The sequence below is a fragment of the Pulveribacter suum genome (genome assembly GCF_003013695.1).
Lineage (GTDB): Bacteria > Pseudomonadota > Gammaproteobacteria > Burkholderiales > Burkholderiaceae_C > Melaminivora > Melaminivora suum.
The window spans coordinates 1,458,190-1,482,492 of sequence record NZ_CP027792.1 but is presented as its reverse complement, the minus strand read 5'-3'; the positions used below and the strand labels follow the sequence as shown (position 1 = coordinate 1,482,492).

The 24,303-nt window shown below is 70.3% G+C and carries 21 protein-coding genes and 1 tRNA gene; 9 read left to right on the top strand and 13 right to left on the bottom strand.

The features are described 5' to 3' along the window. Positions 1 to 109: 109 nt before the first annotated feature. The 5 genes from clpP to C7H73_RS06805 all read right to left on the bottom strand — a co-directional run bounded on the left by clpP (position 110) and on the right by C7H73_RS06805 (position 6,825). Positions 110 to 718, bottom strand: coding sequence for an ATP-dependent Clp endopeptidase proteolytic subunit ClpP (gene clpP, locus C7H73_RS06825; RefSeq protein ID WP_106845960.1), 609 nt, complete (start codon positions 716 to 718; stop codon positions 110 to 112). Between the two features lie 107 nt (positions 719 to 825). Beyond that, positions 826 to 2,142: a trigger factor gene (tig, locus tag C7H73_RS06820; protein ID WP_106845959.1), complete on the bottom strand. Its 1,317-nt coding sequence runs from the start codon at positions 2,140 to 2,142 to the stop codon at positions 826 to 828. Between the two features lie 77 nt (positions 2,143 to 2,219). Beyond that, positions 2,220 to 2,306 (bottom strand) — tRNA-Leu (locus tag C7H73_RS06815). A 68-nt stretch (positions 2,307 to 2,374) separates the two neighbouring features. Further along, positions 2,375 to 5,560 carry an efflux RND transporter permease subunit gene (locus C7H73_RS06810; protein WP_106845958.1) on the bottom strand — a complete coding sequence of 1,062 codons (3,186 nt, stop codon included), beginning with the start codon at positions 5,558 to 5,560 and terminating at the stop codon, positions 2,375 to 2,377. A 17-nt stretch (positions 5,561 to 5,577) separates the two neighbouring features. Then, on the bottom strand, positions 5,578 to 6,825 hold the full coding sequence (locus tag C7H73_RS06805; protein ID WP_106845957.1) for an efflux RND transporter periplasmic adaptor subunit: 1,248 nt from the start codon (positions 6,823 to 6,825) through the stop codon (positions 5,578 to 5,580). 156 nt (positions 6,826 to 6,981) lie between these two features. Here C7H73_RS06805 and hpnC point away from each other — a divergent pair, with 156 nt between their 5' ends. The 4 genes from hpnC to C7H73_RS06785 all read left to right on the top strand — a co-directional run bounded on the left by hpnC (position 6,982) and on the right by C7H73_RS06785 (position 11,275). After that, complete coding sequence (hpnC, locus tag C7H73_RS06800; RefSeq protein ID WP_405124789.1) at positions 6,982 to 7,866, top strand: squalene synthase HpnC; 885 nt, start codon at positions 6,982 to 6,984, stop codon at positions 7,864 to 7,866. Positions 7,867 to 7,983: 117 nt separating this feature from the next. Then, positions 7,984 to 8,823, top strand: coding sequence for a presqualene diphosphate synthase HpnD (hpnD, locus tag C7H73_RS06795; RefSeq protein ID WP_106845955.1), 840 nt, complete (start codon positions 7,984 to 7,986; stop codon positions 8,821 to 8,823). Between the two features lie 184 nt (positions 8,824 to 9,007). Next, the gene (locus tag C7H73_RS06790) at positions 9,008 to 10,306 is read left to right on the top strand and encodes a hydroxysqualene dehydroxylase (RefSeq protein WP_106845954.1); all 1,299 of its coding nucleotides are present in this window, start codon (positions 9,008 to 9,010) and stop codon (positions 10,304 to 10,306) included. A 189-nt stretch (positions 10,307 to 10,495) separates the two neighbouring features. Continuing rightward, on the top strand, positions 10,496 to 11,275 hold the full coding sequence (locus C7H73_RS06785) for an MHYT domain-containing protein (RefSeq protein ID WP_106847569.1): 780 nt from the start codon (positions 10,496 to 10,498) through the stop codon (positions 11,273 to 11,275). Between the two features lie 6 nt (positions 11,276 to 11,281). On the opposite strand, the gene C7H73_RS06780 is transcribed toward C7H73_RS06785, so the two are convergent. Next, a complete protein-coding gene (locus C7H73_RS06780) occupies positions 11,282 to 12,574 on the bottom strand; it encodes a YihY family inner membrane protein (RefSeq protein ID WP_106845953.1) in 1,293 nt (430 codons plus the stop codon). 21 nt (positions 12,575 to 12,595) lie between these two features. Between C7H73_RS06780 and C7H73_RS06775 the strand changes: the two genes are divergently transcribed. The 5 genes from C7H73_RS06775 to xth are packed head-to-tail and all read left to right on the top strand — an operon-like array spanning position 12,596 to position 16,677. Further along, positions 12,596 to 13,012, top strand: a complete 417-nt coding sequence (locus C7H73_RS06775) for a DUF2069 domain-containing protein (protein WP_106845952.1) — start codon at positions 12,596 to 12,598, stop codon at positions 13,010 to 13,012. Between the two features lie 28 nt (positions 13,013 to 13,040). After that, positions 13,041 to 14,465, top strand: a complete 1,425-nt coding sequence (locus C7H73_RS06770; RefSeq protein ID WP_106847568.1) for an FAD-binding oxidoreductase — start codon at positions 13,041 to 13,043, stop codon at positions 14,463 to 14,465. Positions 14,466 to 14,507: 42 nt separating this feature from the next. Further along, positions 14,508 to 15,329, top strand: a complete 822-nt coding sequence (locus C7H73_RS06765; protein ID WP_405124784.1) for a thymidylate synthase — start codon at positions 14,508 to 14,510, stop codon at positions 15,327 to 15,329. Positions 15,330 to 15,340: 11 nt separating this feature from the next. Further along, positions 15,341 to 15,841: a dihydrofolate reductase gene (locus C7H73_RS06760; RefSeq protein WP_106847566.1), complete on the top strand. Its 501-nt coding sequence runs from the start codon at positions 15,341 to 15,343 to the stop codon at positions 15,839 to 15,841. Positions 15,842 to 15,897: 56 nt separating this feature from the next. After that, positions 15,898 to 16,677, top strand: a complete 780-nt coding sequence (gene xth, locus C7H73_RS06755) for an exodeoxyribonuclease III (RefSeq protein ID WP_106845951.1) — start codon at positions 15,898 to 15,900, stop codon at positions 16,675 to 16,677. Between the two features lie 89 nt (positions 16,678 to 16,766). Here xth and C7H73_RS06750 read toward each other — a convergent pair whose 3' ends face one another. From C7H73_RS06750 to C7H73_RS06720, 7 genes are all read right to left on the bottom strand, one after another. Further along, positions 16,767 to 17,759 carry a ferritin-like domain-containing protein gene (locus C7H73_RS06750; protein WP_106845950.1) on the bottom strand — a complete coding sequence of 331 codons (993 nt, stop codon included), beginning with the start codon at positions 17,757 to 17,759 and terminating at the stop codon, positions 16,767 to 16,769. 193 nt (positions 17,760 to 17,952) lie between these two features. Further along, on the bottom strand, positions 17,953 to 19,365 hold the full coding sequence (ntrC, locus tag C7H73_RS06745; protein ID WP_106845949.1) for a nitrogen regulation protein NR(I): 1,413 nt from the start codon (positions 19,363 to 19,365) through the stop codon (positions 17,953 to 17,955). A 28-nt stretch (positions 19,366 to 19,393) separates the two neighbouring features. Beyond that, positions 19,394 to 20,452 (bottom strand): nitrogen regulation protein NR(II), encoded by a 1,059-nt coding sequence (glnL, locus tag C7H73_RS06740; protein ID WP_227001446.1) that lies wholly within the window; start codon positions 20,450 to 20,452, stop codon positions 19,394 to 19,396. A gap of 61 nt (positions 20,453 to 20,513) precedes the next feature. Further along, positions 20,514 to 21,020 (bottom strand): hypothetical protein, encoded by a 507-nt coding sequence (locus C7H73_RS06735; protein ID WP_106845948.1) that lies wholly within the window; start codon positions 21,018 to 21,020, stop codon positions 20,514 to 20,516. A 97-nt stretch (positions 21,021 to 21,117) separates the two neighbouring features. Then, positions 21,118 to 22,533 carry a type I glutamate--ammonia ligase gene (glnA, locus tag C7H73_RS06730; RefSeq protein WP_106845947.1) on the bottom strand — a complete coding sequence of 472 codons (1,416 nt, stop codon included), beginning with the start codon at positions 22,531 to 22,533 and terminating at the stop codon, positions 21,118 to 21,120. Positions 22,534 to 22,653: 120 nt separating this feature from the next. Continuing rightward, positions 22,654 to 23,475 carry a competence/damage-inducible protein A gene (locus C7H73_RS06725; protein WP_106845946.1) on the bottom strand — a complete coding sequence of 274 codons (822 nt, stop codon included), beginning with the start codon at positions 23,473 to 23,475 and terminating at the stop codon, positions 22,654 to 22,656. Further along, positions 23,472 to 24,293 (bottom strand): EI24 domain-containing protein, encoded by an 822-nt coding sequence (locus C7H73_RS06720; RefSeq protein ID WP_106845945.1) that lies wholly within the window; start codon positions 24,291 to 24,293, stop codon positions 23,472 to 23,474. The genes C7H73_RS06725 and C7H73_RS06720 overlap by 4 nt, the downstream gene beginning before the upstream one ends. Positions 24,294 to 24,303: the final 10 nt, after the last annotated feature.

The following is a 24,303-nucleotide window of genomic DNA, read 5'->3' as shown; positions in this document are numbered from 1 at the left end:
GATGCAGTTGCCTTAGAACAAAACAGTTGTCAAGGATGATAACGAAATAAAAAAGGCGTCCCCCGTGTGGGAAACGCCGTTTCCACCGCCGCCAAAGTGCGGCTCGCGCTCAAGGGCGCTTAGCGATCACCTGGTCCACGATGCCATAGTCTTTGGCTTCGTCGGCGGTCATGAAGTAGTCGCGCTCGGTATCGCTCTTGACCTTCTCCAGGGGCTGGCCCGTGCGCTCGGCCAGGATGCGATTCATCTGGTCCTTGGTACGCAGGATGTCGCGGGCATGGATCTCGATGTCGGTGGCCTGGCCGCGTGCGCCGCCCAGCACCTGGTGAATCATGATCTTGGAGTTGGGCAGCGAAAAGCGCTTGCCCTTGGCGCCGGCGGCCAGCAGGAAGGCACCCATGCTGGCGGCAAAACCGCAGCACAGCGTGGACACGTCGGGCTTGATGAACTGCATGGTGTCGTAGATCGCCATGCCGGCCGTCACGCTGCCGCCGGGGGAGTTGATGTAGAACGAGATGTCCTTGTCCGGGTTCTCGCTCTCCAGGAACAGCAGCTGCGCCACCACCAGGTTGGCGGTCTGGTCATTGACCTCGCCCACCAGGAAAATCACGCGCTCCTTGAGCAGACGCGAATAGATATCGTAGGACCGCTCGCCGCGGCCCGACTGCTCGATGACCATGGGGATCATGCCCAGGGCCTGGGTATCCAGTGCGCTCATGTGTTGTTTTCTCCGTTGCCGTACTGACTCACCAAAGGAAATGGGGCCTGTGCCGCAAAGCACAAGCCCCGCAAGGCCGCTGCCAGCGGCGCGAGCCGACGCGCGCGTCAGCCCTGCTGGCCGCCCATCAGCTCGTCGAAGGACACGGCCTTCTCGGACACCTTGGCCTTGCCCAGGACGAAATCCGTGACGTTGTTCTCGACCACCACGGCCTCGATCTCGCCCAGGCGGTTGCGGTCGCTGAAGTACCAGCGCACCACGTCCTCGGGCTTCTCGTAGCTGGCGGCCAGATCGTCCACATGGGCCTTGAGCTGCTCGGGCGTGGCCTGCAGTTCATTGGCCTTGACCAGCTCGGCCACCACCAGGCCCAGGCGCACGCGGCGCTCGGCCTGCGGGCGGAAGATGTCGTCAGGGATCTCGGCCTTGTCGGCGTCCTTGATGCCGCGCTGCTTCAGGTCGGCGCGGGCAGCGTCACGCAGGCGCTCGATCTCGGCCTGCACGGCGGCATTGGGCAGGTCCAGCTCGGCCTTGGACAGCAGGGCCTCCATGGCGGCCTGCTTGTTGCGGGCCAGCAGGCGGAACTTGACTTCGCGCTCCAGGTTCTTCTTGATGTCGGCGCGCAGGCCTTCCACAGTGCCGGCCTCGATGCCCAGCGACTTGGCCAGCTGCTCGTTCACTTCCGGCAGGTGGGCGGCTTCGATGTTTTTCACGGTGACCATGAAGTCGGCCGTCTTGCCGGCCACGTCCTTGCCGTGGTAGTCCTCGGGGAAGCCCAGCGGGAAGGTCTTGCTCTCGCCGACCTTCATGCCACGCACGGCGTCCTCGAACTCCTTGAGCATCTGCCCCTCGCCGACCAGGAACTGGAAGTCCTCGGCCTTGCCACCGGCAAACGTTTCGCCGTCGATCTTGCCCTCGAAGTCCACCGTCACGCGGTCGCCATCCTCGGCGGGCGTGCCCTTGGCGCGCTGGGCGAAGGTACGGCGCTGCTTGCGCAGGATGTCCACGGTCTTGTCGATGGCCTCGTCGGTCACCTCGGCGGAGAGCTTTTCCACCTCGGCGTCTGCCAGGTCGCCGATCTTCACTTCGGGGAACACTTCGAACACGGCGTCGAAGGAAACCTCGCCCTCGGGCGCACCGTCCTTTTCGGTGATGCGCGGCTGGCCGGCCACGCGCAGCTGCGCCTCGTTGGCGGCCTGCGAGAAGGCCTGGCCGACCTTGTCGTTGAGCACCTCGTACTGCACCGAATAGCCGTAGCGCTGCTGCACCACGCTCATCGGCACCTTGCCGGGACGAAAGCCGTCCATCTTGACGGTGCGGGCCAGGCGCTTCAGGCGGGCGTCCACTTCGTTCTGGATAGAGGCAAGGGGCAGGCTCAGCGTGATCTTGCGCTCGAGCTTGTCAAGGGTTTCAACGTTTACGGCCATGGTGTTTCCTGGTGTCGGATGCAGGGGTCGTGACAGCGAGCCGCGCTGGCGGTGGGCTGCGTGCATCAGTGTCACGTTGGTGCGCGGGGGGGGACTCGAACCCCCACACCATTGCTGGCGTCAGGACCTAAACCTGGTGCGTCTACCAATTTCGCCACCCGCGCGGTTCTTTTTCGTGCCACCAGGCTGCGCCATTGCCGCAAGCCCGATGAAACTGGTCAAACGGCGGATTTTACCCTGACGCCGGCTGCCCGCCGCCAGTTTCTGGCCCGCCCGGACCCTCTTCCGTAGGCCGGCGCACCCGAAACCACGCCGCATACATGGCCGGCAGCGCCAGCAGGGTGAGCACGGTGGCCACGACCAGTCCGCCCATGATGGCCACCGCCATGGGGCCCCAGAACACGCTGCGCGACAGCGGCACCATGGCCAGCACGGCAGCGGCCGCCGTCAGCGCGATCGGGCGCAGCCGGCGCACGGCCGCCTCGGCGATCGCGTTCCAGGTCGGCACGCCGGCGGCCCGGTCCAGCTCGATCTGGTCCACCAGGATGACGGAGTTGCGCTGGATCATGCCCATCAGCGCCACCACGCCCAGGAGCGCGACGAAGCCGAACGGCCGGTTCAGCAGCAGCAGCGCCGCTGCCACGCCGGCAATACCCAGCGGCCCGGTGAGGAACACCAGCATGGAGCGGCTGAAGCTGTGCAGCTGCAGCATGAGCAGCGTGAACACCAGGAACAGCATCAGCGGCACGCCTGCCACGATGGCGCTCGAGCCCTTGCTGCTTTCCTCCACCGCGCCGGCCACGTCGATGCGCGTGTCGCCCCCGCCCTGCGTGCGCCAGTGCTGCTCCAGCGCGCGCAGCGGCGGCAGCAGCTCGGCCGTGACGGTGGCGCCCTGCAGCCCCTCGGCCACGTCGCCCTGCACGGTGATGGCGTAGTTGCGCCCATAGCGCCACATCACGCCCGGCTCCCAGGCCAGCTGCGCGCGGGCGATCTGCGCCAGCGGGATGGAGCGGCCCGAGGCCGTGGCCACATAGACGCCGTCGATGCCGGGCGCGCCCTCGCCCCGCCCCGGCGCCTGGCGCAGAACGATGTCGATCAGCCGGTCGCCCTCGCGGTACTGGCCCACGGTGGTGCCCGTGAACTGCGTGCGCGTGGCCTGGGCAATGGCCTGGCTGGACACGCCCAGGGCGCGCGCCTTGTCCTGGTCCACTTGCAGCCGCAGCGCCTTCACCGACTCGTTCCAGTTGTCGTTCACGCCGCGCATGTGCGCGTTGCCGCGCAGCACCGCCTTGACCTCTTCGGCGCGCTGGCGCAGCAGCTGCGGATCGCTGCCGACCACGCGGAACTGCACCGGGTAGGGCACGGGCGGCCCGTTGGGCAGCAGCTTGATGCGGGCGCGCGCCTCGGGCACCTCCTGCGCCAGCAGCGCCGGCAGGCGCTGGCGCAGCAGCTCGCGCTGGTGCAGATCCTGCGCCAGCACGATGAACTGCGAGACGTTGGACTGCGGGAACACCTGGTCCAGCGGCAGATAAAAGCGCGGCGTGCCCGAGCCCACCCAGGTAGCCACGCTTTGCACGCCCTCCAGCCCCATCAGCAGCCCTTCGGCGCGGCGCGTGACCTGCTCGTTGGCCGCCAGCGGGGTGCCCTCGGGGAACCACAGGTCCACCATGACCTCCGGCCGGCTCGAATCCGGGAAGAACTGCTGCTGCACCCGCCCCATGCCCACCAGGCCCAGGGCGAAGATGGCCAGCGTGGCGCCAATCGTCAGCCAGCGATGCGCCACGCACCAGTACACCGCGCGGCGAAAGCGGTTGTAGAACGGCGTGTCGAACAGCTCGTGCGGCGGCGCCTGGGGGTCGTGCGGCTTCACCTTCAGGATCAGCGTGCCCAGGTAGGGCACGAAGTACACCGACACGATCCACGACAGCACCAGCGCGATCACCGTGACGGCAAAGATGGCGAAGGTGTATTCGCCCGTCACCGACCTGGCGATGCCGATGGGCAAAAAGCCCGCCGCCGTGATCAGCGTGCCCGTCAGCATGGGCTTGGCCGTCAGCTCGTAGGCAAACGTGGCGGCGCGCGGCTTGTCGTGGCCCTCCTCCATCTTGCGCACCATCATCTCCACGGCAATGATGGCGTCGTCCACCATCAGGCCCAGGGCGATGATGAGCGAGCCCAGCGACACCTTGTGCAGCCCTATCCCCAAGTAGTGCATGGCCAGGAAGGTGACGGCCAGCACCAGCGGGATGGTGATGGCCACCACCAGCCCCGGGCGCCAGTCCACGTACCAGCCGAAGCGCCCGCCCTTGTGTAGGCCCAGCGAGACAAAGCTCACCGCCAGCACGATGACCACGGCCTCGATCAGCACCTTCACGAACTCGTTGACCGATGCCGCCACCGACGCCGGCTGGTCCTGCACCTGCGCCAGCTCCACGCCTGCGGGCAGGCGCGCCTGGATGCCGTCCACGGCCGCACGCAGCGCGCGGCCCATGGCGATGATGTCGCCGCCCTTGGCCATGGAGATGCCCAGGGCCACCACCTCGCGGCCCTGGAAGCGCACCTTGACGGACGGCGGATCAACGTAGCCACGCCGCACCTCGGCAATGTCGCCCAGGCGCAGCTGCGCACTGGACTGCGCGCCGCGAATCGGCATGGCGCGCAGCTGCTCCACGCTGGTGAACTGCCCGCCCACGCGCACCTGCACCACGTCGTGCGGGGAGTCGATCAGGCCCGCGCCCTCCACCGCGTTCTGGCTGGCCAGCTGCTGCAGCACGGCGTTCATGCCCAGGCCCAGCTGGGCCAGGCGCTGCTGCGAGACCTCCACCCAGATGCGCTCGTCCTGCACGCCGAACAGCTCCACCTTGGCCACGTCCTTCACGCGCAGCAGCTGCTGGCGCGCGTCGTCGGCGAAGTCCTTGAGCTCGGCCGGCGTAAAACCCTCGCCCGACAACGCGTAGATCACGCCATAGACGTCGCCGAACTCGTCGTTGAAGAACGGCCCCTGCACGCCCGCCGGCAGCTGCCAGCGCATGTCTCCGATCTTCTTGCGCACCTGGTACCAGACCTGCGCCACCTCGGCCGCCTTGCTGGAGTCCTTGATCTCGAAAATGATCTGCGACTCGCCCGGCTTGCTGTAGCTGCGGATGCGGTCGGCGTAGGGCACCTCCTGCAGCGTGCGCTCCAGCTTGCCGGTGACCTGCTCGGCCACCTGCTGGGCCGTGGCGCCGGGCCAGTAGGTGCGCACCACCATGGCGCGGAAGGTGAACGGCGGATCCTCGTCCTGGCCCAGCTGGAAGTAGGCGGCCACGCCCAGCAGCATCAGCACCACCATCAGGTAGCGCGTCAGCGCGGCGTGCTCCAGCGCCCAGCGCGAGAGGTTGAAGCCCTGGCTGCGGGCGGTTTGCGGCGCGGCGTTCATGGCACGTGCCCCGCTTTTTAGCGCGCGGCCGGGGCCGTGGCGCCGTTCGCTGCTTCGTTATTGATAGCTTCTGGCGCTTGCTCCGCCTGGTCTGGAGCCGATTTTGGCTTGTAAACCGAAACCTTCTGCCCCGGCGCCAACACGTGCACGCCGGCGGCCACCACCTGCATGCCGGGCGTCAGCCCCTGGCTGACCAGGGCGTCGCCGCCCTGCAGGCCTTGCACCTGCACCACCTGCGAGCGCACCGTGGCGCTGGCCGGGTCGAAGACCCATACCGCCGTCTGCGCGCCGTCCTGGCGCAGCGCGCTGCTGGGCAGATGCACCAGCCGCGCCCCGCCCGCCGAAGCCCCCTGTGCGGCGGGGCCGGCCAGCGTCACCTGCACCGTGGCGCCCAGCGGGGGCGGCTCGCCGCCCTCCAGCGCCACCTTGACCAAGAAGGTGCGCGTCACCGGGTCGGCGCTGGCCGCCACCTCGCGCACCCGCGCGGCCAGCGGCGCGCCGCCGGCCCAGGCGGCCACCTGCACGGCCTGGCCCACGCGCACGCCGGCCACGCGGTCCTCGGGCACGGCGAACACCGCATCGCGCGCGCCGTCGCGGGCGATGCGCACCACGGGCGTGCCGGCGGCCACCACCTGGCCGGCCTCGGCGTCCACGCCGGTGATCACGCCGGGCCCATCGGCCAGCAGGCGCGTGTAGCCGGCCTGGTTGCCCTGTGCGGCCAGCTGCGCCTGGGCCTGGGCCAACTGCGCCTGGGCCGATTGGAGGGCCGCCTCGCGCCGGTCCAGCTCGGCCCCGCTGATGAAGTTCTGCGCCCGCAGCCGCGAAAAGCGCTGCAGGTCCGCTGCCGCCAGGTCGCGCTGCGTGGCCGCGGCGCTGGCCTGGGCGCGGGCGGCCTGGGCCGCCAGCTCGTAGTCACGCGCATCCAGCTCGGCCAGCAGCTGGCCGGCGCGCACGTGCTGGCCGGCCTCCACTGGGCGCTGCACGATCTTGCCGGCCACGCGAAAGGACAGGCGCGACTCCACCCGCGCCCGCACTTCGCCCGCGTACTCATGCTGCGCCTGCGCTGCCTGCGTGCCTACGGTGACCAGCTTCACCGCGCGCAGCGGCTCGGGCGGCGGCGCCGGGCGCGAGCAGCCGGCCAGCGCCAGCACGGCGGCGCCCAGGGCGGCGGCACGGCCGGCCCACAAAAAAACCCCGGGCCGGGGCGAGGGCGAAAGCCGTGCGGCTGCGCCCGAGGGGCGCAGGAAGGAATCAGGAAAAGGCATGGTGGGCAGCCCGGGGCTGGTTACTGACTGACTGGTTAGTAAATTTTGGAAGAGGCAGCCCCGCCCTGTCAAGCAACCCGCTGCACGAATCCGCGGGCCAGGCGTCCGCAGAGGCACTCGGCGCGAGGATTCGTGCAGAGCACCCCAGGCACGACAATCGCCCCCGTGAACTCCCCAGCCCCCCGCGCCGCGGCCGCGCCCGCCCTGCCGCCGCCCGTCACGCACTACGAGAATTTCCCCGTCGCCTCGCTGCTGTGCCCGCCGGCGCTGCGCCGGCCCATCGCTGCCATCTACGCCTTTGCCCGCACGGCAGACGACCTGGCCGACGAGGGCGGTGCCAGCGCGCAGCAGCGCCTGGCCGACCTGCAGGCCTACCGCGAGCAGCTGCACGCCGCGGCCGCCGGCCGGCCGCCCGCGCCGCGCTGGGCCGCGGTCTTCGGCCCGCTGGCGGCCGTGCTGCAAAGCCACGCCCTGCCCGTGCCGCTGCTGGACGACCTGCTGCGCGCCTTCGAACAGGACGTGGCCATGACCGAGGCCGGCGCCACCCACGCCGACCGCGCCGCCCTGCTGCGCTACTGCGCGCACTCGGCCAACCCGGTGGGCCGGCTGCTGCTGCACCTGTACGGCGTGCAGGACGGCCCCGCGCTGGCGCACAGCGACGCCATCTGCAGCGCGCTGCAGCTCATCAACTTCTGGCAGGACCTGAGCGTGGACCTGCCGCGCGCTCGCCACTACCTGGCCGACGCCGACTGCGCCGCCCATGGTGTGGCGCGTGCCGACCTGGCCGCGCTGCGGCGCACGCCGCACAGCGACGCGCTGATCCTGGACTGCGCCGCCTGGGCGCGCACGCTGATGCGGGAGGGCGCGCCGCTGGTGCACCGCCTGCCCGGGCGCGCCGGCTGGGAGCTGCGGCTGGTCGTGCAGGGGGGCCTGCGCATCCTGGACAAGGTGCAGGCCCTGGGCGGCGCCAGCCTGGTGCGGCGCCCGCGCCTGCACGCCGGCGACTGGCTGCTGATGCTGGCGCGCGCGGCGCGCATGTAAAAGGCGCTCATCTATTCATAGCTGCCAGCGCTTGCCCCACAAGCGCTGGAGGCCTTTTTGACCATTAAAGGCAAGACAGCCGGCGCCGCGCGCCGCCATGGGACAATCCACGCCCACATGACCCCCGAGCAGTACGTCCAGCAAAAGGCCGCCGCCTCCGGCAGCAGCTTTTATTACGCCTTCCTCTTTTTGCCGCGCGAGCGGCGCGCGGCCATCACGGCGTTCTACGCCTTTTGCCGCGAGGTGGACGACGTGGTGGATGAGGTCACCGACCCCGGCGTGGCCGACACCAAGCTGTCGTGGTGGAGCAGCGAGATCGCCAAGACCTTTGCCGGCGCGCCCACGCACCCTGTCACGCAGGCGCTGGCGCCGCACCTCCAGCCCTTTGGCCTGCGCCAGGAGCAGCTGCAGGCCGTCATCGAAGGCTGCCGCATGGACCTGACGCAGACCCGCTACCTGGACTTTGCGGGCCTGGCGCGCTATTGCCACCTGGTGGCGGGCGTGGTGGGCGAGGTGGCCGCCCGCATCTTTGGCCAGACCGAGGACGCCACCACCCAGTACGCGCACAAGCTGGGCCTGGCGTTTCAGCTCACCAACATCATCCGCGACGTGGGCGAGGACGCGATGCGCGGGCGCATCTACCTGCCGATAAGCGAGCTGCAGCAGTTCGACGTGAAGGCGCACGAGATCACGCAGCGCCAGTATTCCGAGCGCTTTGCGGCGCTGATGCGCTTTCAGGCGCAGCGCGCCCACCAGCTCTACGACGAGGCCCTGGCGCTGCTGCCCGCGGCCGACCGGCGCGCGCAAAGGCCCGGCCTGATGATGGCCAGCATCTACCGCACGCTGCTGCGCGAGATCGAGGCCGATGGCTTTCAGGTGCTACACCAGCGCACCAGCCTCACTCCCCTGCGCAAGTTGTGGCTGGCGTGGCGGGTGCAGGCGCTGGGGAGGATGTGAGACACCCCCCTGAAGGGGTGAAGCCCCCCCCTGAGCGGCTGCGCCGCTTCCCCCCTTGTTGTCCGCGCTGCGCGCGGGAGGGGGGACGACGGCCACGCTGCGGGGCGGCCCTTGCGCGCCGTCTGCTGGCGGGGGCGCGCCCGGCGCATTGGGCGGTCAGGCTTTTCAGTTTGTTGGGGGCGGCATGAAGGTCGCCGTCATCGGCGCTGGCTGGGGCGGCATGGCCGCGGCCGTGCATGCGGCGCAGGCCGGGCACCGTGTCACCGTGCTGGAGGCGGCGCGCACGCTGGGCGGACGGGCCCGGACGGTGCCGGCCATGCTGGAGGACGGCAGCCAAGTGCTGCTGGACAACGGCCAGCACATCCTGATCGGCGCCTACACCGCCTGCCTGGGTCTGATGCGCACTGTGGGCGTGGACCCGGACGCCGCCCTGCTGCGCCTGCCGCTGGCGCTGCGCTTTCCCGACGGCAGCGGCATCGCCCTGCCCGATGCGGCCCCGCCGTGGGACGCGCTGGCCGGCATTGCCCGCGCGCGCGGCTGGAGCGCCGGCGAGCGCCTGGCCCTGCTGGGGCGTGCGGCGCGCTGGCGCCTGGCGGGCTTTTCGTGTGCGCCAGGGCACACCGTGGCCGACCTGTGCGCCGGCCTGCCCGAGCGGCTGGTGCGCGAGTTCATCGACCCGCTGTGCGTGTCGGCGCTGAACACGCCCGCCCAGCAGGCCTGCGGCCAGACCTTTTTGCGCGTAGTGCAAGACAGCCTGTTTGCCGGGCGCGGCGGCTCGCATCTGCTGCTGCCGCGCACCGACCTGGGCGCCCTGCTGCCCGAGCCCGCCGCCGCCTGGCTGCGCGCGCGCGGGCACGCCGTGCACACCGGCCGGCGCGTGCAGGCGCTAGGGCGCGGCGCGCCCGGGCAGGGCTGGCTGGTCGATGGCGAACCCTTCGGCGCGGTGCTGCTGGCCACCAGCAGTACCGAGGCCGCGCGCCTGGTGGGCGACGCCAGCGCCCTGGCGCACGAGCACGCCGCGCTGCTGTCCTGGGCCACGCTGGCCCGCCAGCTGCCCTTTGGCGCCATCGCCACCGTCTATGCCCGCCAGCCCGGCCACGCCGGGCCGCTGCTGCGCTCGCCCATGCTGGCGCTGCGCGGCGGGCCGCAGCAGCCCGCGCAATTCGTCTTCGACCGGGGGCAGCTGGGTGGGCCCGAGGGCCTGCTGGCCTTCGTCGTCAGCGCCTTCGGCGGCGAGCGCGCTGCGCTGGAGGCCGCCGTGCTGCGACAGGCCGCGCAGGAGGTGGCCCTGCCCGGCCTGCGCCTGCTGCAGACCGTGGTCGAGCGGCGCGCCACCTTCGTCTGCACGCCCGGCCTGGCCCGCCCGCCGCTGCACATCGCCCAGGGCCTGATGGCCTGCGGCGACTACGTGGCCGGGCCCTACCCCGCCACGCTGGAAGGCGCCGCGCTGCACGCTGCGGCCGCCGTGGCGGCGCTGGCCTGAGCCTTCGAAGGCGAGCCGACCCTGCAGGCGCGCGAGGGCGATGCAGAGCTTTCTTAACAAGCGTTAACCACCGGGCCCGAGCCGCGCGCCGGGTAGCCAACGTCCATACACTTTTGCGCCTCGCGACCTTGATCCATGGTGAACCCATCGACAAGGTCGTCTTTGTTCAAGTTTCAAAAAAAGCGCACCATGAGCTCCGCCCTGCAAGCCGGCACCCTCGCCGAGACCTCCTATGAAGCCAGCTTGGTGCTGCTGTCCTACGCCATCGCCGTGCTGGGCTCATTTGTCGCCCTGACGGCGGCCCAGCACATGCGCCGCCCCGGCGGCGGCCTGAACTGGTTGAACGTCCTGTCTGCCGGCGCGGCCCTGGGCGGCATCGGCGTGTGGGCCATGCACTTCACCGGCATGCTGGCACTGCGTTTGGGCATGGGCTCGGCCTATGCGATGGCGGAGACGTTGGTCTCGCTGGTGGCCGCCGTGGCCGCCACTTCCGGCGCGCTGGCCTTCGTGGCGCTGCGTCCGGACAGCGGCGCACGCCTGCTGGGCGCCGGCACGGTGCTGGGCCTGGGCGTGGCCTTCATGCACTACCTGGGCATGTTCGGCATGCGTTTTCCGGGCTTCATCCAGTGGTCTGCACCGCTGGTGGCGCTGTCGGTGGTGATCGCCGTGGCCGCTGCCTGCGCCGCGCTGTGGCTGGCCTTTCGCACCCGCAAGCTGGCCCTGCGCGGCCTGGCGGCGCTGGTCATGGGTGTGGCGGTGTGCGCCATGCACTACACCGGCATGGCCGCGGCGGACTTCATCTGCACTGCACCCGATGCGCTGCGTCAGGCCACGCCCACGGGCTTTGCCGTGGTCAGCGCCATGGACCTGCCGCTGCTGACCGCTCTGGTCGCCGTCGGCATGGCGGCGCTGATCGGCTACGACCAGCTGATCCAGCGCTACCTGGTGCCGCAGGCGGTGCGCACCTGACCGACGCTACGGCTTGAGCAGCATGGCCGGCGGCTGGCGCCCGGCCTCGGGGCGGGACAGCACGTCGGCCAGGGTCAGCATCTCCATGCCGGTGTGGTGCCAAAAGCGCTCCAGCGGCTCGCTGCGCGCCAGCAGCAGGCGCTGCACCAGCGGCTGCATGGCTGTCTCGGCCGGCGGGGCCAGCAGCACGTAGCGCGCGTCCACGGCGTCGGACTCATTGGCCGCGGCCTCGCTGATGCGCGCCACCCAGTCCAGGGCCGTGAGCGCGTCCAGCACCGGTTCGAGCTGCAGCACGTCCACGCGCAGCCGCCAGGCCAGCTGCACGGCCGTCAGGCCGTGGGCCGGCGCCTGGCGCGCGGCGTGCAGCTGCTGCAGCGCCTCCACCGCCAGCTGAAACAGCCAGCCCTGCCCGCCCACCGGCCGCGCCACCCCGGCCAACAGGCTGGGCAGGTAGGCGGCCACCACCGCGCCCAGCAGCACCACCACCCAGGCCACATAGATCCACAAAAGCAGAATGGGCAGCGTGGCGAAGGTGCCGTACAGCACCGAATAGGTGGGCACCGAGGCCAAATACAGCACCAGCACGTTCTTGGCCAGCGAGATGCCCGAGGCCACGAACACCCCGCCGGCCCAGGCGTGGCGCCAGTGCACCTGGGTGTTGGGCACGTAGTGGTACAGCGCCGCCATGCCACTGGTGAGCACCAGGAACTCGATGCCGTCAAACAGCAGGCGCGCCCCGCCGGGCAGGGCTTCGCCCAGGCCGCGCGAGGCGGCCGAGGCCACGGCGCTGGTCAGCGCCAGGCTGCCGCCCAGCACCAGCGGGCCCAGCGTGAGCACGGCCCAGTAGATCAGCACCCGCTGGCCCAGCGGGCGCAGGCGGCGCACGCGCCAGATGTTGTTGAGCGTGCGGTCGATGGTCAGGATCAGCGCCAGCGCCGTCACCGTGAGGATGGAAAAGCCCACCGCCCCCAGCCGGCTGGCCTGGGCGGCGAACTGGGTGATGTAGTCCAGCACCTGGCGCGAAATGGTGGCCGGGATCAGGCTGTCCATCAGCCAGCGCTCCAGCCCGCGCTGCATGGTGGCGAAGATCGGGAAGGCGGTGAACACGGCCAGCGCCACCGTCATGAAGGGCACCAGGGCCAGCAGCGTGGTGAAGGTCAGACTGCTGGCCGTCAGGCCCAGGCGGTCTTCGCGGTAGCGCTCGCGCAGGGTGTGTGCGGTGGTGCGCCAGGGGAATTGCGACAGCTGCAGCAGCCATGCCTCCAGGCGCTGCACGGCGGACTGTAGGGTCAACGGCATGGCCGATATGATGCCAGCCCCATGCCCGCGCCCACCCCTTTTGCCCCCGCACAGCCGTCTGCCGCCGTCGGCGCCGATGTGGCCGCCACGCGCTGGCTGGCCGTGTCCAGCCTGCTGGGCCTGATCGTGCTGAGCCTGGCCTGGGAGCTGTGGCTGGCCCCCCTGCGCCCGGGCGGCTCGTGGCTGGCGCTCAAGGGCCTGCCGCTGGCGCTGCCGCTGGCCGGGCTGCTCAAGCGGCGCATGTACACCTACCGCTGGGTCAGCCTGCTGGTGTGGCTGTACTTCACCGAAGGCGTGGTGCGCGCCTGGAGCGACGCGGCCCCCAGCCGCTGGCTGGCACTGGCGGAAGTTGCCCTGTGCCTGCTGCTCTTCGTTGCCTGCACGCTGCATGTGCGGCTGCGCCAGCGCGCCGCGCGCGCCGCCGCCGTGCCGGCCTGACTTCGCCCCCTTGCTGGAAACCTGCGACATGACTGCTGCCCTGCTCGACACCCTGCGCCAGACCGTCGGCGCCGCCCACGTGCTGACCGAAGGCGACCTGAGCGCCTGGGAGCAGGACTGGCGCCGCCGCCAGCGCGGCCGCGCGCTGGCCGTGGTGCGCCCGGGCAGCACGGCCGAGGTGGCCGCAGTGGTGCGCGCCTGCGCCGCTGCCGGCACGCCACTCGTGCCCCAGGGCGGCAACACCGGCCTGTCGGTGGGCAGCACGCCGGACGACAGTGGCACCCAGGTGGTGCTGAGCCTGACGCGCCTGAACCGCGTGCGCGCCATCGACGCGGACAACCTCAGCATGACGGTGGAGGCCGGCTGCATCCTGCAGGCCGTGCAGCAGGCGGCCGCCCAGGCGGGCCTTTTGTTCCCGCTGTCGCTGGCGGCCGAGGGCAGCTGCACCATCGGCGGCAACCTGGCCACCAATGCCGGCGGCACGCAGGTGCTGCGCTACGGCAACGCACGCGAGCTGTGCCTGGGCCTGGAGCTGGTCACGCCGCAGGGCGACCTCTGGGACGGGCTGTCCGGCCTGCGCAAGGACAACACCGGCTACGACCTGCGCAACCTGCTGATTGGCAGCGAAGGCACGCTGGGCGTCATCACCGCCGCGACCCTGAAGCTGTTCCCCCAGCCGGTCGCGCGCCTGACGGCCTGGGCGGCGGTGCCGTCCATGCAGGCGGCAGTGCAGCTGCTGGCGCTGGCGCACCGGCACCTGGGAGCGGGCCTCACCGGCTTTGAAGCCATGGGCCAGTTCGCCCTGTCGCTGGTGGTGCGGCACATGCCGCAGCTGCGCGTGCCGTTTGCCGGCATGGAAGGCGCGCCCTGGTGCGTGCTGCTGGAAAACAGCGACAGCGAATCGGAAGAGCACGCCCGCGCGCGCTTCGAGCACCTGATGGAGCTGGCGTTCGAGGACGGCTGCGTGCTGGACGCCGTGGTGGCGGAAAGCATCGCCCAGGCGCGCGAGCTGTGGCATGTGCGCGAGAGCATCCCCCTGGCCCAGGCGCAGGAAGGCCTGAACATCAAGCACGACATCTCGGTGGCCGCCTCGCGCATCCCCGCCTTCATCGCGCACACCGACGCCCTGCTGGCGCGCGAGGTGCCCGGCGCGCGCCTGGTCACCTTTGGCCACCTGGGCGACGGCAACCTGCACTACAACGTGCAGGCGCCCGAAGGCGGCGACGCCGCCGCCTTCCTGCGCGAGCAGGAGCCGCGCGTGAACGCGCTGGTCTATGACGCGGTGGCGCAGCACGGCGGCTCGTTCTCCGCCGAGCACGGCGTGGGCACACTCAAGGCCGAGACGCTGGTGCGCTACAAGTCACCCGTGGCCCTGGGGATGATGCGTGCCGTCAAGCAGGCGCTGGACCCGCACGGCCTTCTGAACCCGGGCTGCGTGCTCCTGAAACAATAGCTGCCAGCGCTCTCGCAGCAAGCGCTCCAGCCCTTTTTCATCATGAACATGACCGAAGCACGCCCCGCCCGCAGCCAGTATGAAGACTTCATGCGCCACGTCTTTGAGCACGGCGTGGCGAAGAGCGATCGCACCGGCACCGGCACGAAGAGCGTGTTTGGCCACCAGATGCGCTTTGATCTGCGCGAGGGCTTTCCGCTCATCACCACCAAGCGCGTGCACTTCAAAAGCCTGGCGCTGGAGTTGCTGTGGTTCCTGCGCGGCGACAGCAACGCGCGCTGGCTGCAAGAGCGCGGCGTGAGCATCTGGGACGAGTGGGCGCGAGCGGACGGCGAGCTGGGCCCCATCTATGGCGTGCAGTGGCGCAGCTGGCCCACGCCGGGTGGCGGGCACATCGACCAGATCGCACAGGTCATCGACACGCTGCGGCGCAGCCCCGATTCGCGCCGCATGCTGGTCAGTGCCTGGAACGTGGCCGAGCTGGACCAGATGGCGCTGATGCCCTGCCATGCGCTGTTCCAGTTCTATGTGGCGGGCGGGCGGCTGTCGTGCCAGCTGTACCAGCGCAGTGCCGACATCTTCCTGGGCGTGCCCTTCAACATCGCCAGCTACGCGCTGCTCACGCACATGGTGGCGCAGCAGACCGGCCTGGAGGTGGGCGACTTCATCTGGACCGGCGGCGACTGCCACATCTATTCGAACCACACCGAGCAGGTGCGCACCCAGCTGGCGCGCGCGCCCTACCCCTTCCCCGAGCTGCACATCAAGCGCCAGCCGGCGTCGATCTTCGAGTACGAGTACGAGGACTTCGAGATCGTCGGCTACGAGCACCACCCCGCCATCAAGGCGCCGGTGGCGGTGTGAGCGGCGCGGCCATGGAAATCGCTCTCATCTACGCCCGCGCTGCCAACGGCGTCATCGGCCAGGGCGGCACCATGCCCTGGCACCTGCCCGAGGACCTGGCGCACTTCAAGGCGCTCACGCACGGCGGCCCCGTCATCATGGGCCGCAAGACCTGGGACTCGCTGCCCGCGCGCTTTCGGCCGCTGCCCGGGCGCGCCAATATCGTCGTCACGCGCCAGGGCGACTGGCAGGCCGAAGGCGCGCAGCGCGCCGCGAGCCTGGCCGAGGCCCTGGAGCTGGCAGGGTGCGCCGGCACGGCTACGGCCTGGATCATCGGCGGCGCGCAGATCTACGCTCAGGCCCTGCCCCTGGCCTCGCGCGTGGAGATAACCGAGATCGGCCAGGACTTCGCCGGCGACGCCTACGCCCCCACGCTCGGCCCGGAGTGGGTGGAAGCGGCGCGTAGCCCCGGCGCCGTCAGCGCCCAGGGCCTGCCCTACTGCTTCGTGCGCTACCAGCGCCAGGGCACCTGACGCTCACTTTTCAATAGCTGCTCGCGCTTGACTGACAAGGGCTGGAGGCCAGAAACATGCAAATCGCCACCTGGAACGTCAACTCCCTGTCCGTGCGCCTGCCCCAGGTGCTGGACTGGCTGGCTGCCAATCCCGTCGATGCGCTGGGCTTGCAAGAGCTGAAGCTGGTGGACGAGAAATTCCCGCACGAGGCGCTTCAAGAGGCCGGCTACCACGCTGTCAGCTTCGGCCAGAAGACCTACAACGGCGTGGCCATCCTGAGCCGCACGCCGGCGCGCGACGTGGTGCGCAATATCCCCGGCCACGGCGACGAGCAGGCCCGCGTCATCGCCGCCACGCTGGATACGCCCGCCGGGCCGCTGCGCCTGGTCAACGCCTACTTCGTGAACGGCCAGGCACCGGGCACGGACAAGTTCACCTACAAGATGGGCTGGCTGCAGGCGCTGCACGACTGGCTGCGCGCCGAAATGGCCCAGCACCCGCGCCTGGCGCTGGTGGGCGACTTCAACGTCGCCCCCGAAGACCGCGATTCCTTCGACCCGGTGGGCCTGGCCGGCACCATCCACCACACGCAGGAGGAGCGCGCGCACTTTCAGGCGCTGCTGCAGCTGGGCCTGACGGACGCCTTCCGGCTGTTCGAGCAGCCTGACAAGAGCTTTTCCTGGTGGGACTACCGCATGCTGGGCTTTCAAAAGAACCGCGGCCTGCGCATCGACCACATCCTGGTCAGCCAAGCGCTGCGCCCCTACGTCACCGCCTGCCACGTGGACCGCGCCCCGCGCAAGAACAAGCAGCCCAGCGACCACACACCGGTGGTGGCGACACTGGCGCTCTGACGCTTTTCCGTCCTGCCCTGCCTCTACCTGCTGGACACAAAAAAACCAGCCCCACTGTGGAGGCTGGTTTTTTATGAGGCCACCCCCAATCAGGAAGCAGCGTTGTAGCGGTCGCGCAGCGCCTTGATCTCGTCGTGGTTGCGCTGGGCACCCTGCGCCTGGCGCTCGATCAGGGCGCGCGCGTCGGCGGGCAGCGTGGCCTTCAGGGCCTTGCGGTAGCGTGCCACGGCGGCGTCTTCACCGCGCTCGCACTCGTTGAGCACGGCCTTGTCGTCGTTCGTGCTCAGGGCCGTCTTGACCGACACCCAGCCGCGGTGCAGCGCGCCGGAGACAGTGCCGCCTGAGGATGGCTCGCCACCGCGGGCGCGGATCTCGCGCTCCAGCTCGGCAGCGGCGCTGGCACATTCGCTGGCGCGGCGCTGCAGGATCTGTTTGAGCTCGGGGTTCTCGGCGCGCTCAGCCGAGGTGCGGAAGCCGTATTCGCCGTCGCGGCTGTTTTCCAGCAGGTCGTCCAGCACATCCACCACGTCGTCGTTGCTCACCGTGTCCGTCACGGCCGTGTTGGCGTTGTTGCCCGACATCGCCGTGCCGGTCATGGGCATGGTGGTGGCGCCGGCGGCCACGTTGCGGCGGGCGCGCTCCCAGGCGGCCTGCGTGGCCGGGCGGGCGTTCTCCCACTCCAGCGAGCTGGTGCCGCGGCGGGTGCCCCAGTCACGCGACAACTGCGGCTCGGCGGCGGCAAAGTCGCCTTCATAGCGCTCCGCAGAGCTCCAGCCCAGCTCATAGGCCGGCCGGTATTCGTCATAGTTGCGGCCCGATTGGTAGTACGGCTCGCGCTCGTAGCTCTCGCGCCAGTAAGCGTCCTCGGCCGTGGGGTTCACCGATTCGGCAGCTGCCTTGCCAGCCAGGCCGCCGACAATGGCGCCGGCCACGCCGCCCACGGCAGCACCGATGGGGCCGCCGAACGAACCTGCTGCAGCGCCAGCAACGGCCCCGCTCGCAGCGCCCACGCCAGTCCCCACAGGGTGAGCACCCGGCTCGTTGGTCAGGGGGTCGCGGTTGGCATCCTTGAAATCCGACATGTGTTTGACTCCGGTTGGTTGAACGATGAAATTCATTGTCAAAGCCGGGTTGAGGCGCGCGGGTCAGCAGTCAGTCCGGCCCACTGTAGGACTCCCGCTGTCGCAAGCGGTAAGCCGCGCGGGCGCCACTTGCTCACATATCGATAGCTACTTGCGATTGCCTGGCGAGGGATAGGGCCGAATTTGACCTATCTCAGTCCCGGGCCTCGTCGCCGCCCTCTTCGCCGCCCGGGCGCAGCTTGCGCGCCAGGGTGTTGCGGCCCACGCCCAGGCACTGGGCAGCCTCGGCGCGGCGGCCCTGCGTCAGCGACAGGGCGGCGCCGATCAGGGCGGTTTCAAAGCGGCGCACCAGCTGGTCCCACACCTGCGCTTGGCCGTCCTGCATGCGCTGCAGGGCCTCATCGGCAAGGGCCCGCTCCCAGCTGCCGGCCTGGGCGAGGGCCGGCGGCGCCAGCAGTGGCGGCGGCAGGTCGGCGGCGGCGATGCGCTGGGCCGGCGCCATCACCGCCAGCCAGTGGCAGACGTTTTGCAGCTGGCGCACGTTGCCGGGGAAGTCGAAGTGCTCCAGCCGGGCCAGGGCGTCCGGCTGCAGCTGCTTGGGCGCCACGCCCAGCTGGCGCGCGCTGTGCGCCAGAAAGTGGCGCGCCAGCGCCGGGATGTCTTCGCGCCGCTCGCGCAGCGGCGGCAGCTGCAGGCGGATGACGTTCAGCCGGTGCAGCAGGTCTTCGCGGAAGGTGCCGGCACGCACGCGCCGCTCCAGGTCCTGGTGCGTGGCGGCGATGATGCGCACCCGTGCGCGCACCGTGCTGTGCCCGCCCACCCGGTAGAACTCGCCATGGGAGAGCACGCGCAGCAGCCGCGTCTGCAGCTCCAGCGGCATGTCGCCGATCTCGTCCAAAAACAGCGTGCCGCCCTCGGCCTGCTCAAAGTGGCCGCGCCGCTGGCCGGCAGCGCCGGTGAAGGCGCCGCGCTCGTGGCCAAAGAGCTCGCTCTCCAACAGCTCGCGCGGGATGGCCGCAGTGTTGATGGCCACGAACGGCCCCGCCGCCACGGGCGAATGCCGGTGCAGGGCGCGCGCCACCAGCTCCTTGCCGGTGCCCGACTCGCCTGTCACCAGCACCGTCGCGGTGCTGTGCGACAGCCGGCCGATGGCGCGGAACACCTCCTGCATGGCCGGGGCCTGGCCCAGCATCTCGGGTGCGGCGGGCTGCGCGGGCTCGGGCGGCAGCGCGGCAGCACGCTCGTGCAGCGCACGGCGTACCAGGGCCACGGCGTGCGCCACGTCGAACGGCTTGGGCAGGTACTCGAACGCCCCGCCCTGAAATACGGCCACGGCACTGTCCAGGTCGGAGTACGCCGTCATGACGATCACCGGCAGGCCGCCGTGGCGCTCGCGCAGGCGGGCCAGCAGTTCCAGGCCGCTCATGCCGGGCATGCGGATGTCGGTCAGCAGCGCTTGTGGCGGCGGATCGGCGGCGTCGTCCAGCGCGGCAAGCACCTCGGCGGCGGCCTCGAAGCTGCGCGTGGCCAGGCCTTCGCGCGCCAGGGCGCGCTCCAGCACGAAGCGGATGGAGGGGTCGTCATCCACGATCCAGACGGGCGCCATGGTATTCAAGAGAAGGTAGTTGGAAGGTTCAGGCCAGCGGCAGCAGCACGCCGAAGCGCGTGCAGCCCGGGCGGCTTTCGCACTCGATGATGCCGCCGTGGCGCTGCACGAAGGCCTGGGCCAGCGTCAGCCCCAGGCCGGTGCCTTGCGCACGGCCGGTGACCAGGGGCACGAAGATGCGCTCTTGCAGCTCGCGCGGCACGCCGGGGCCGTTGTCGATCACGTCCAGCAGCAGCGCCAGCCGGTGGCGCTGCCGACCCAGGGTGAGCTGGCGCGCCACGCGGGTGCGCAGTTCGATGCGGGCGTTGCCGGCCGCAATGCGTGCGTGCAGCGCCTGCGCAGCGTTGCGCACGATGTTCAGCAGCGCCTGCACCAGCTGGTCGCGGTCGCCGCGCAGCTCGGGGATGGAGGCGTCGTAGTCGCGCGCCACCTGCAGCCCGTGCGAGTACTCGGCCAGCACCAGCTCGCGCACGTGCTCGCAGACCTCGTGGATGTTCACGTCGGCCATGCGCCGGGGGTGGCGGTGCGGCTCCAGCAGCCGGTCCACCAGGATCTGCAGGCGGTCGGCCTCGCGGATGATGACGCGGGTGTAGTCGGCCAGATCGGGGGCCGGCAGCTCCAGCTCCAGCAGCTGGGCCGCGCCGCGGATGCCGCCCAGCGGGTTGCGGATCTCGTGCGCCAGGTTGCGGATCAGCTCCTTGTGCGCTTCGCCCTGGGCCCGCAGGTGCTCCTCGCGCTCGTGCCGGGCCTGGGCGTGCAGGGGCCACAGCTCCAGCAGCACGCCACCCGTGGGCTCATGCAGGCTGGCCGTGGCCTGCACGGGCAGTGGCTGGCCGAGCGGGCCGTTCAGCTCGGCGGCAAAGCGCAGCGCCGCAAAGTCCTGCGCCTGCACACCGGCCAGCGCCTGGCGCAGCGGCCCGGGGTCGGCCAGCAGCGGACAGAAGTCGGCCCCGCGCAGCGCCCGGCGCGACAGCCCCAGGGCGTCTTCCAGCGCGGCGTTGACGAACGCAGTGGTGCCGTCGGGCGCCAGCACTGCGACCAGGGTATGCACCCAGTCCAGCGCTTGCCAGGGGTCTGCGGCGCGGATGTGCGCCGGCTCGGGGGTGGGTGGCTGCGCGATGGTGCCCTGCCCCTGCCGGCGCGCCGGCCTATTTGTTCAGGCGCGCCAGCTCGCGCTTGATGCCGGCCACGTCGGCCTCGGCGCGCGCCACCGACGCCTTGAGCTCGGCCGTGCGCTCGATGTAACCCTGCGGGTTGCGCAGCTCCAGCGCCGTGCGCTGGGGCGAGCCATCGTTGTATTCGGTGCGCAGCTCGGCCAGGCGCGTCTCGGCCTTGCGCAGCTCGGACTCCAGGATGGCGCGGGCATCCGAGTCGCGCGCCTTCTGGTCGGCGGCATTGACGCGCGGCGCGTTGGCCGGCGAGCTGGCTGCCGCGCCGCCCGAGGGAGCGGCAGAGGGAGCAGCCGCTGCGGCGCCGGCCGGGCGCGAGCCCTGCAGCACGGTCACATTGCCGCCTTCCACCAGGCGGCAGCCGCGCTCCTTGGCCTGGGTGGCGTTGTTGGTGTATTCGTTGCCGCAGCGGTAGATGCGGTCCTGGGCCCAGGCGGGCGCCAGGGCCGCACAGGCCAGGGTCATCAGGATCAGGGTGTGCTTCATGGAAAGAGAGGTCCTCGCTGGGCCCGCGCCGCCATGCAGGCGGCACGGACGCGTTGCGGGCGAGTATCCCCCAATCGCCTTGCCCCGCAAAACCGCCTTACAGCGAGTAGTACATGTCGTACTCGACCGGGTGGGGCGCCATCCGAAAGCGCTGCACCTCGGTCATCTTGAGGTCGATGTAGGCGTCCAGCATGCCGTCGGAGAACACACCGCCCTTGGTCAGGAAGGCGCGGCCCTTGTCCAGCGCTTCCAGCGCCTGGTCCAGGCTGTGGCAGACGGTGGGCACCAGCTTGTCCTCTTCGGGCGGCAGGTGGTACAGGTCCTTGGTGGCTGCCTCGCCGGGGTGGATCTTGTTTTCCACGCCGTCCAGGCCGGCCATCATCAGCGCGGCAAAACCGAGGTACGGGTTCATCAGCGGGTCGGGGAAGCGCGCCTCGATGCGCCGGCCCTTGGGGTTGGCCACGTAGGGGATGCGGATGGACGCCGAGCGGTTGCGCGAGCTGTAGGCCAGCTTCACGGGCGCCTCGAAGCCGGGCACCAGGCGCTTGTAGCTGTTGGTGCCGGGGTTGGTGATGGCGTTGAGCGCGCGGGCGTGCTTGATGATGCCGCCGATGTAGTACAGCGCGAAGTCCGACAGGCCGGCGTAGCCGTCGCCGGCGAACAGGTTCTTGCCGTCCTTCCAGATGGACTGGTGCACGTGCATGCCCGAGCCGTTGTCGCCAGCGTAGGGCTTGGGCATGAAGGTGGCCGTCTTGCCGTAGGCGTTGGCCACGTTCCAGATCACGTACTTCATGCTCTGCGTCCAGTCGGCACGCTGCACCAGGGTGGAAAAGCGCGTGCCGATCTCGTTCTGGCCGGCGCCGGCCACTTCGTGGTGGAAGACCTCGACGGGAATGCCCAGCTGTTCCATCAGCAGCACCATCTCGGCGCGCATGTCGTGCGTGCTGTCCACGGGGGGCACCGGAAAGTAGCCGCCCTTGGTGGTGGGGCGGTGGCCGCGGTTGCCGCCTTCCAGCCGCGCGCCGCTGTTCCAGGGCGCCTCGTACTCGTCGATTTCGTAGAAGGTGCGGCCCGGCTCGTTGCTCCAGCGCACGCCGTCGAAGATGAAGAACTCGGGCTCGGGGCCGAAATAGGCGGTGTCGCCCAGGCCGGAGGCCTTCAGGTAGGCCTCGGCGCGCTTGGCGATGGAGCGCGGGTCGCGGTCATAGGCCTTGCCGTCGCCAGGCTCGACCACGTCGCACTGCAGGAACAGCGTGGTTTCCTCGAAGAACGGGTCGATGTTGGCCGTGCTGGGGTCAGGCATGAGCTGCATGTCCGAGGCCTCGATGCCCTTCCAGCCAGGCATGGACGAGCCGTCGAAGGCGTGGCCGTGGGTGAACTTCTCTTCGTCGAAGTGCGACACAGGCACGGTGACGTGCTGCTCCTTGCCACGGGTGTCGGTGAAGCGCAGGTCCACGAACTTGACTTCGTTCTCCTCCACCATGTTCATCACGTCAGCAACGGTCTTTGCCATCAGGGTTCTCCAGGGTTGAACGGCTCATCCACAGGGATGTTGAAACGGTATTTGCATTTTGCGTGCCAGCGGCGGCGGCCCGCCATTGTGCCGCTGGCCCTGGGGCAACCAGGGTGCGGATCAGCGCTGGCGCACCAGTTCGGGGCCCATGCTTGCACCAGATTGGTGCAACGCCGCGTGCAATGCCAGCCAGGCGGCGGGTACCAGGGCGGCGTCGCCCTTGACCCCCAGTTCGATGTGGCGGCCATGCACGGGGTGGTCCACGCTGGGCAGGCTGAAGACCTTGACGCCCGGGTGGGCGGCCTCGATGCGCTCCATCAGCGGCGTAAGGGCCGATTCCATCGCGCCGTAGAGCACGACGGAGTGCTCGGCCTGCGGCGCCCGGCCGAACCACTGTGCGTAGCTGCCGTCCAGCACCCACTGCAGCATCGGCCAGGCCATGACGGGAAAGCCCGGTACGAAATGCACCGCCCCGCCGCCAGGGCCGTCGCAGGAAAAGCCCGCGATCTTGTTGTAAGGGTTGGGAATGAGGCGCGCGCCCGCCGGCAGCACGCCCATTTGCAGGCGCTGCAGGTTGTCCGCGCGATCGGGCTCAAAGGGCTGACCCTGCTCGCGCGCCACATCCTGCATGCGCTCGCGGATCAGCGCCTGCGCGGCTGCGTGGGGCTGCAGTGGCACGCCCAGTGCCGCCGCGGCGCACTGGCGGGTGTGGTCATCGGGCGTCGCGCCGATACCGCCGCAGCACAGCACCACGTCCGCCGAGGCAAAGGCCTGGGCCAGCAGGACCGTCAGGCGCGGCCGGTCGTCGCCCACGCACGTGGCCCAGGCCAGGCCCAGGCCGCGCTCGCCCAGCAGCTCGATGACCTTGGGCAGGTGCTTGTCGGCACGTTTGCCCGAAAGGATTTCATCGCCGACGATGATGAGGCCGAAGGCAGGGGTCATGGGGTTGTGGGGGCGGAAAGGGGCGCTTCGCTGCGCAGCCGCTGCAATGCAGCCAGGCAGTAGTGGGTGAACCAGAGCGCGGAAAAGGCGAACACCAGGGTGTAGATCCAGATGGCCACCGGCACCAGGATGAAAAAGGCTGCTGCGAAGACCACGCCCGAGATCCACACCACCCCCGGCGCGGCGCCCAGGAAGCCGCAGACCACGCCAATGGCCAGCAGCTGCCAGCGGTGGCGGCGCAGCAGCAGCTGGCGCTCTGGCCGGCTGGCGTGTTCGGCCAGGGCATCGAAGGCCATGATGCGGTAGTTCAACCAGCCCCAGATGAGCGGCGGCAGCACCAGCACCAGCGGCGGAATCAGCCACAGCGGTATGGACGCGAGCAGCGCCGCCAGCGCGGCGAGGGTGCTGCCCAGCGCCCACAGGATGCTGCCTGCCAGAGAGGCCCCGTGCTTGCGCTGCAGCTGGGGAAAGCGCCGCTCGGCTACCCAGCGCACCAGCGCCGGCGTCATGAACGCAGCCACGGCCAGCACGCAGACGATGACGATGATCGGCGTGGCGCCCATCACCACCAGCAGCGGCGCCAGCGCCACGGGCAGGTCGCCCACGCCCACCTGCCCAAGCCAGCCCCACAGCGAGGCCAGCCAGTGCGTGCTCTGCAGCAGACCCTGCACCCAGGCAATGGCGCCGCCCCATAGCAGCCAGGCGCTGCCGGCGGCCACCAAGGCGATCACCACCAGCGGCAGCAGCGACAGCGCGATGACCCGCGGCGACAGGCAGCCGGCTGCGGCGCGCCAGAAAGAATCAATGAGCGGAGCCATGGGCGCCAAG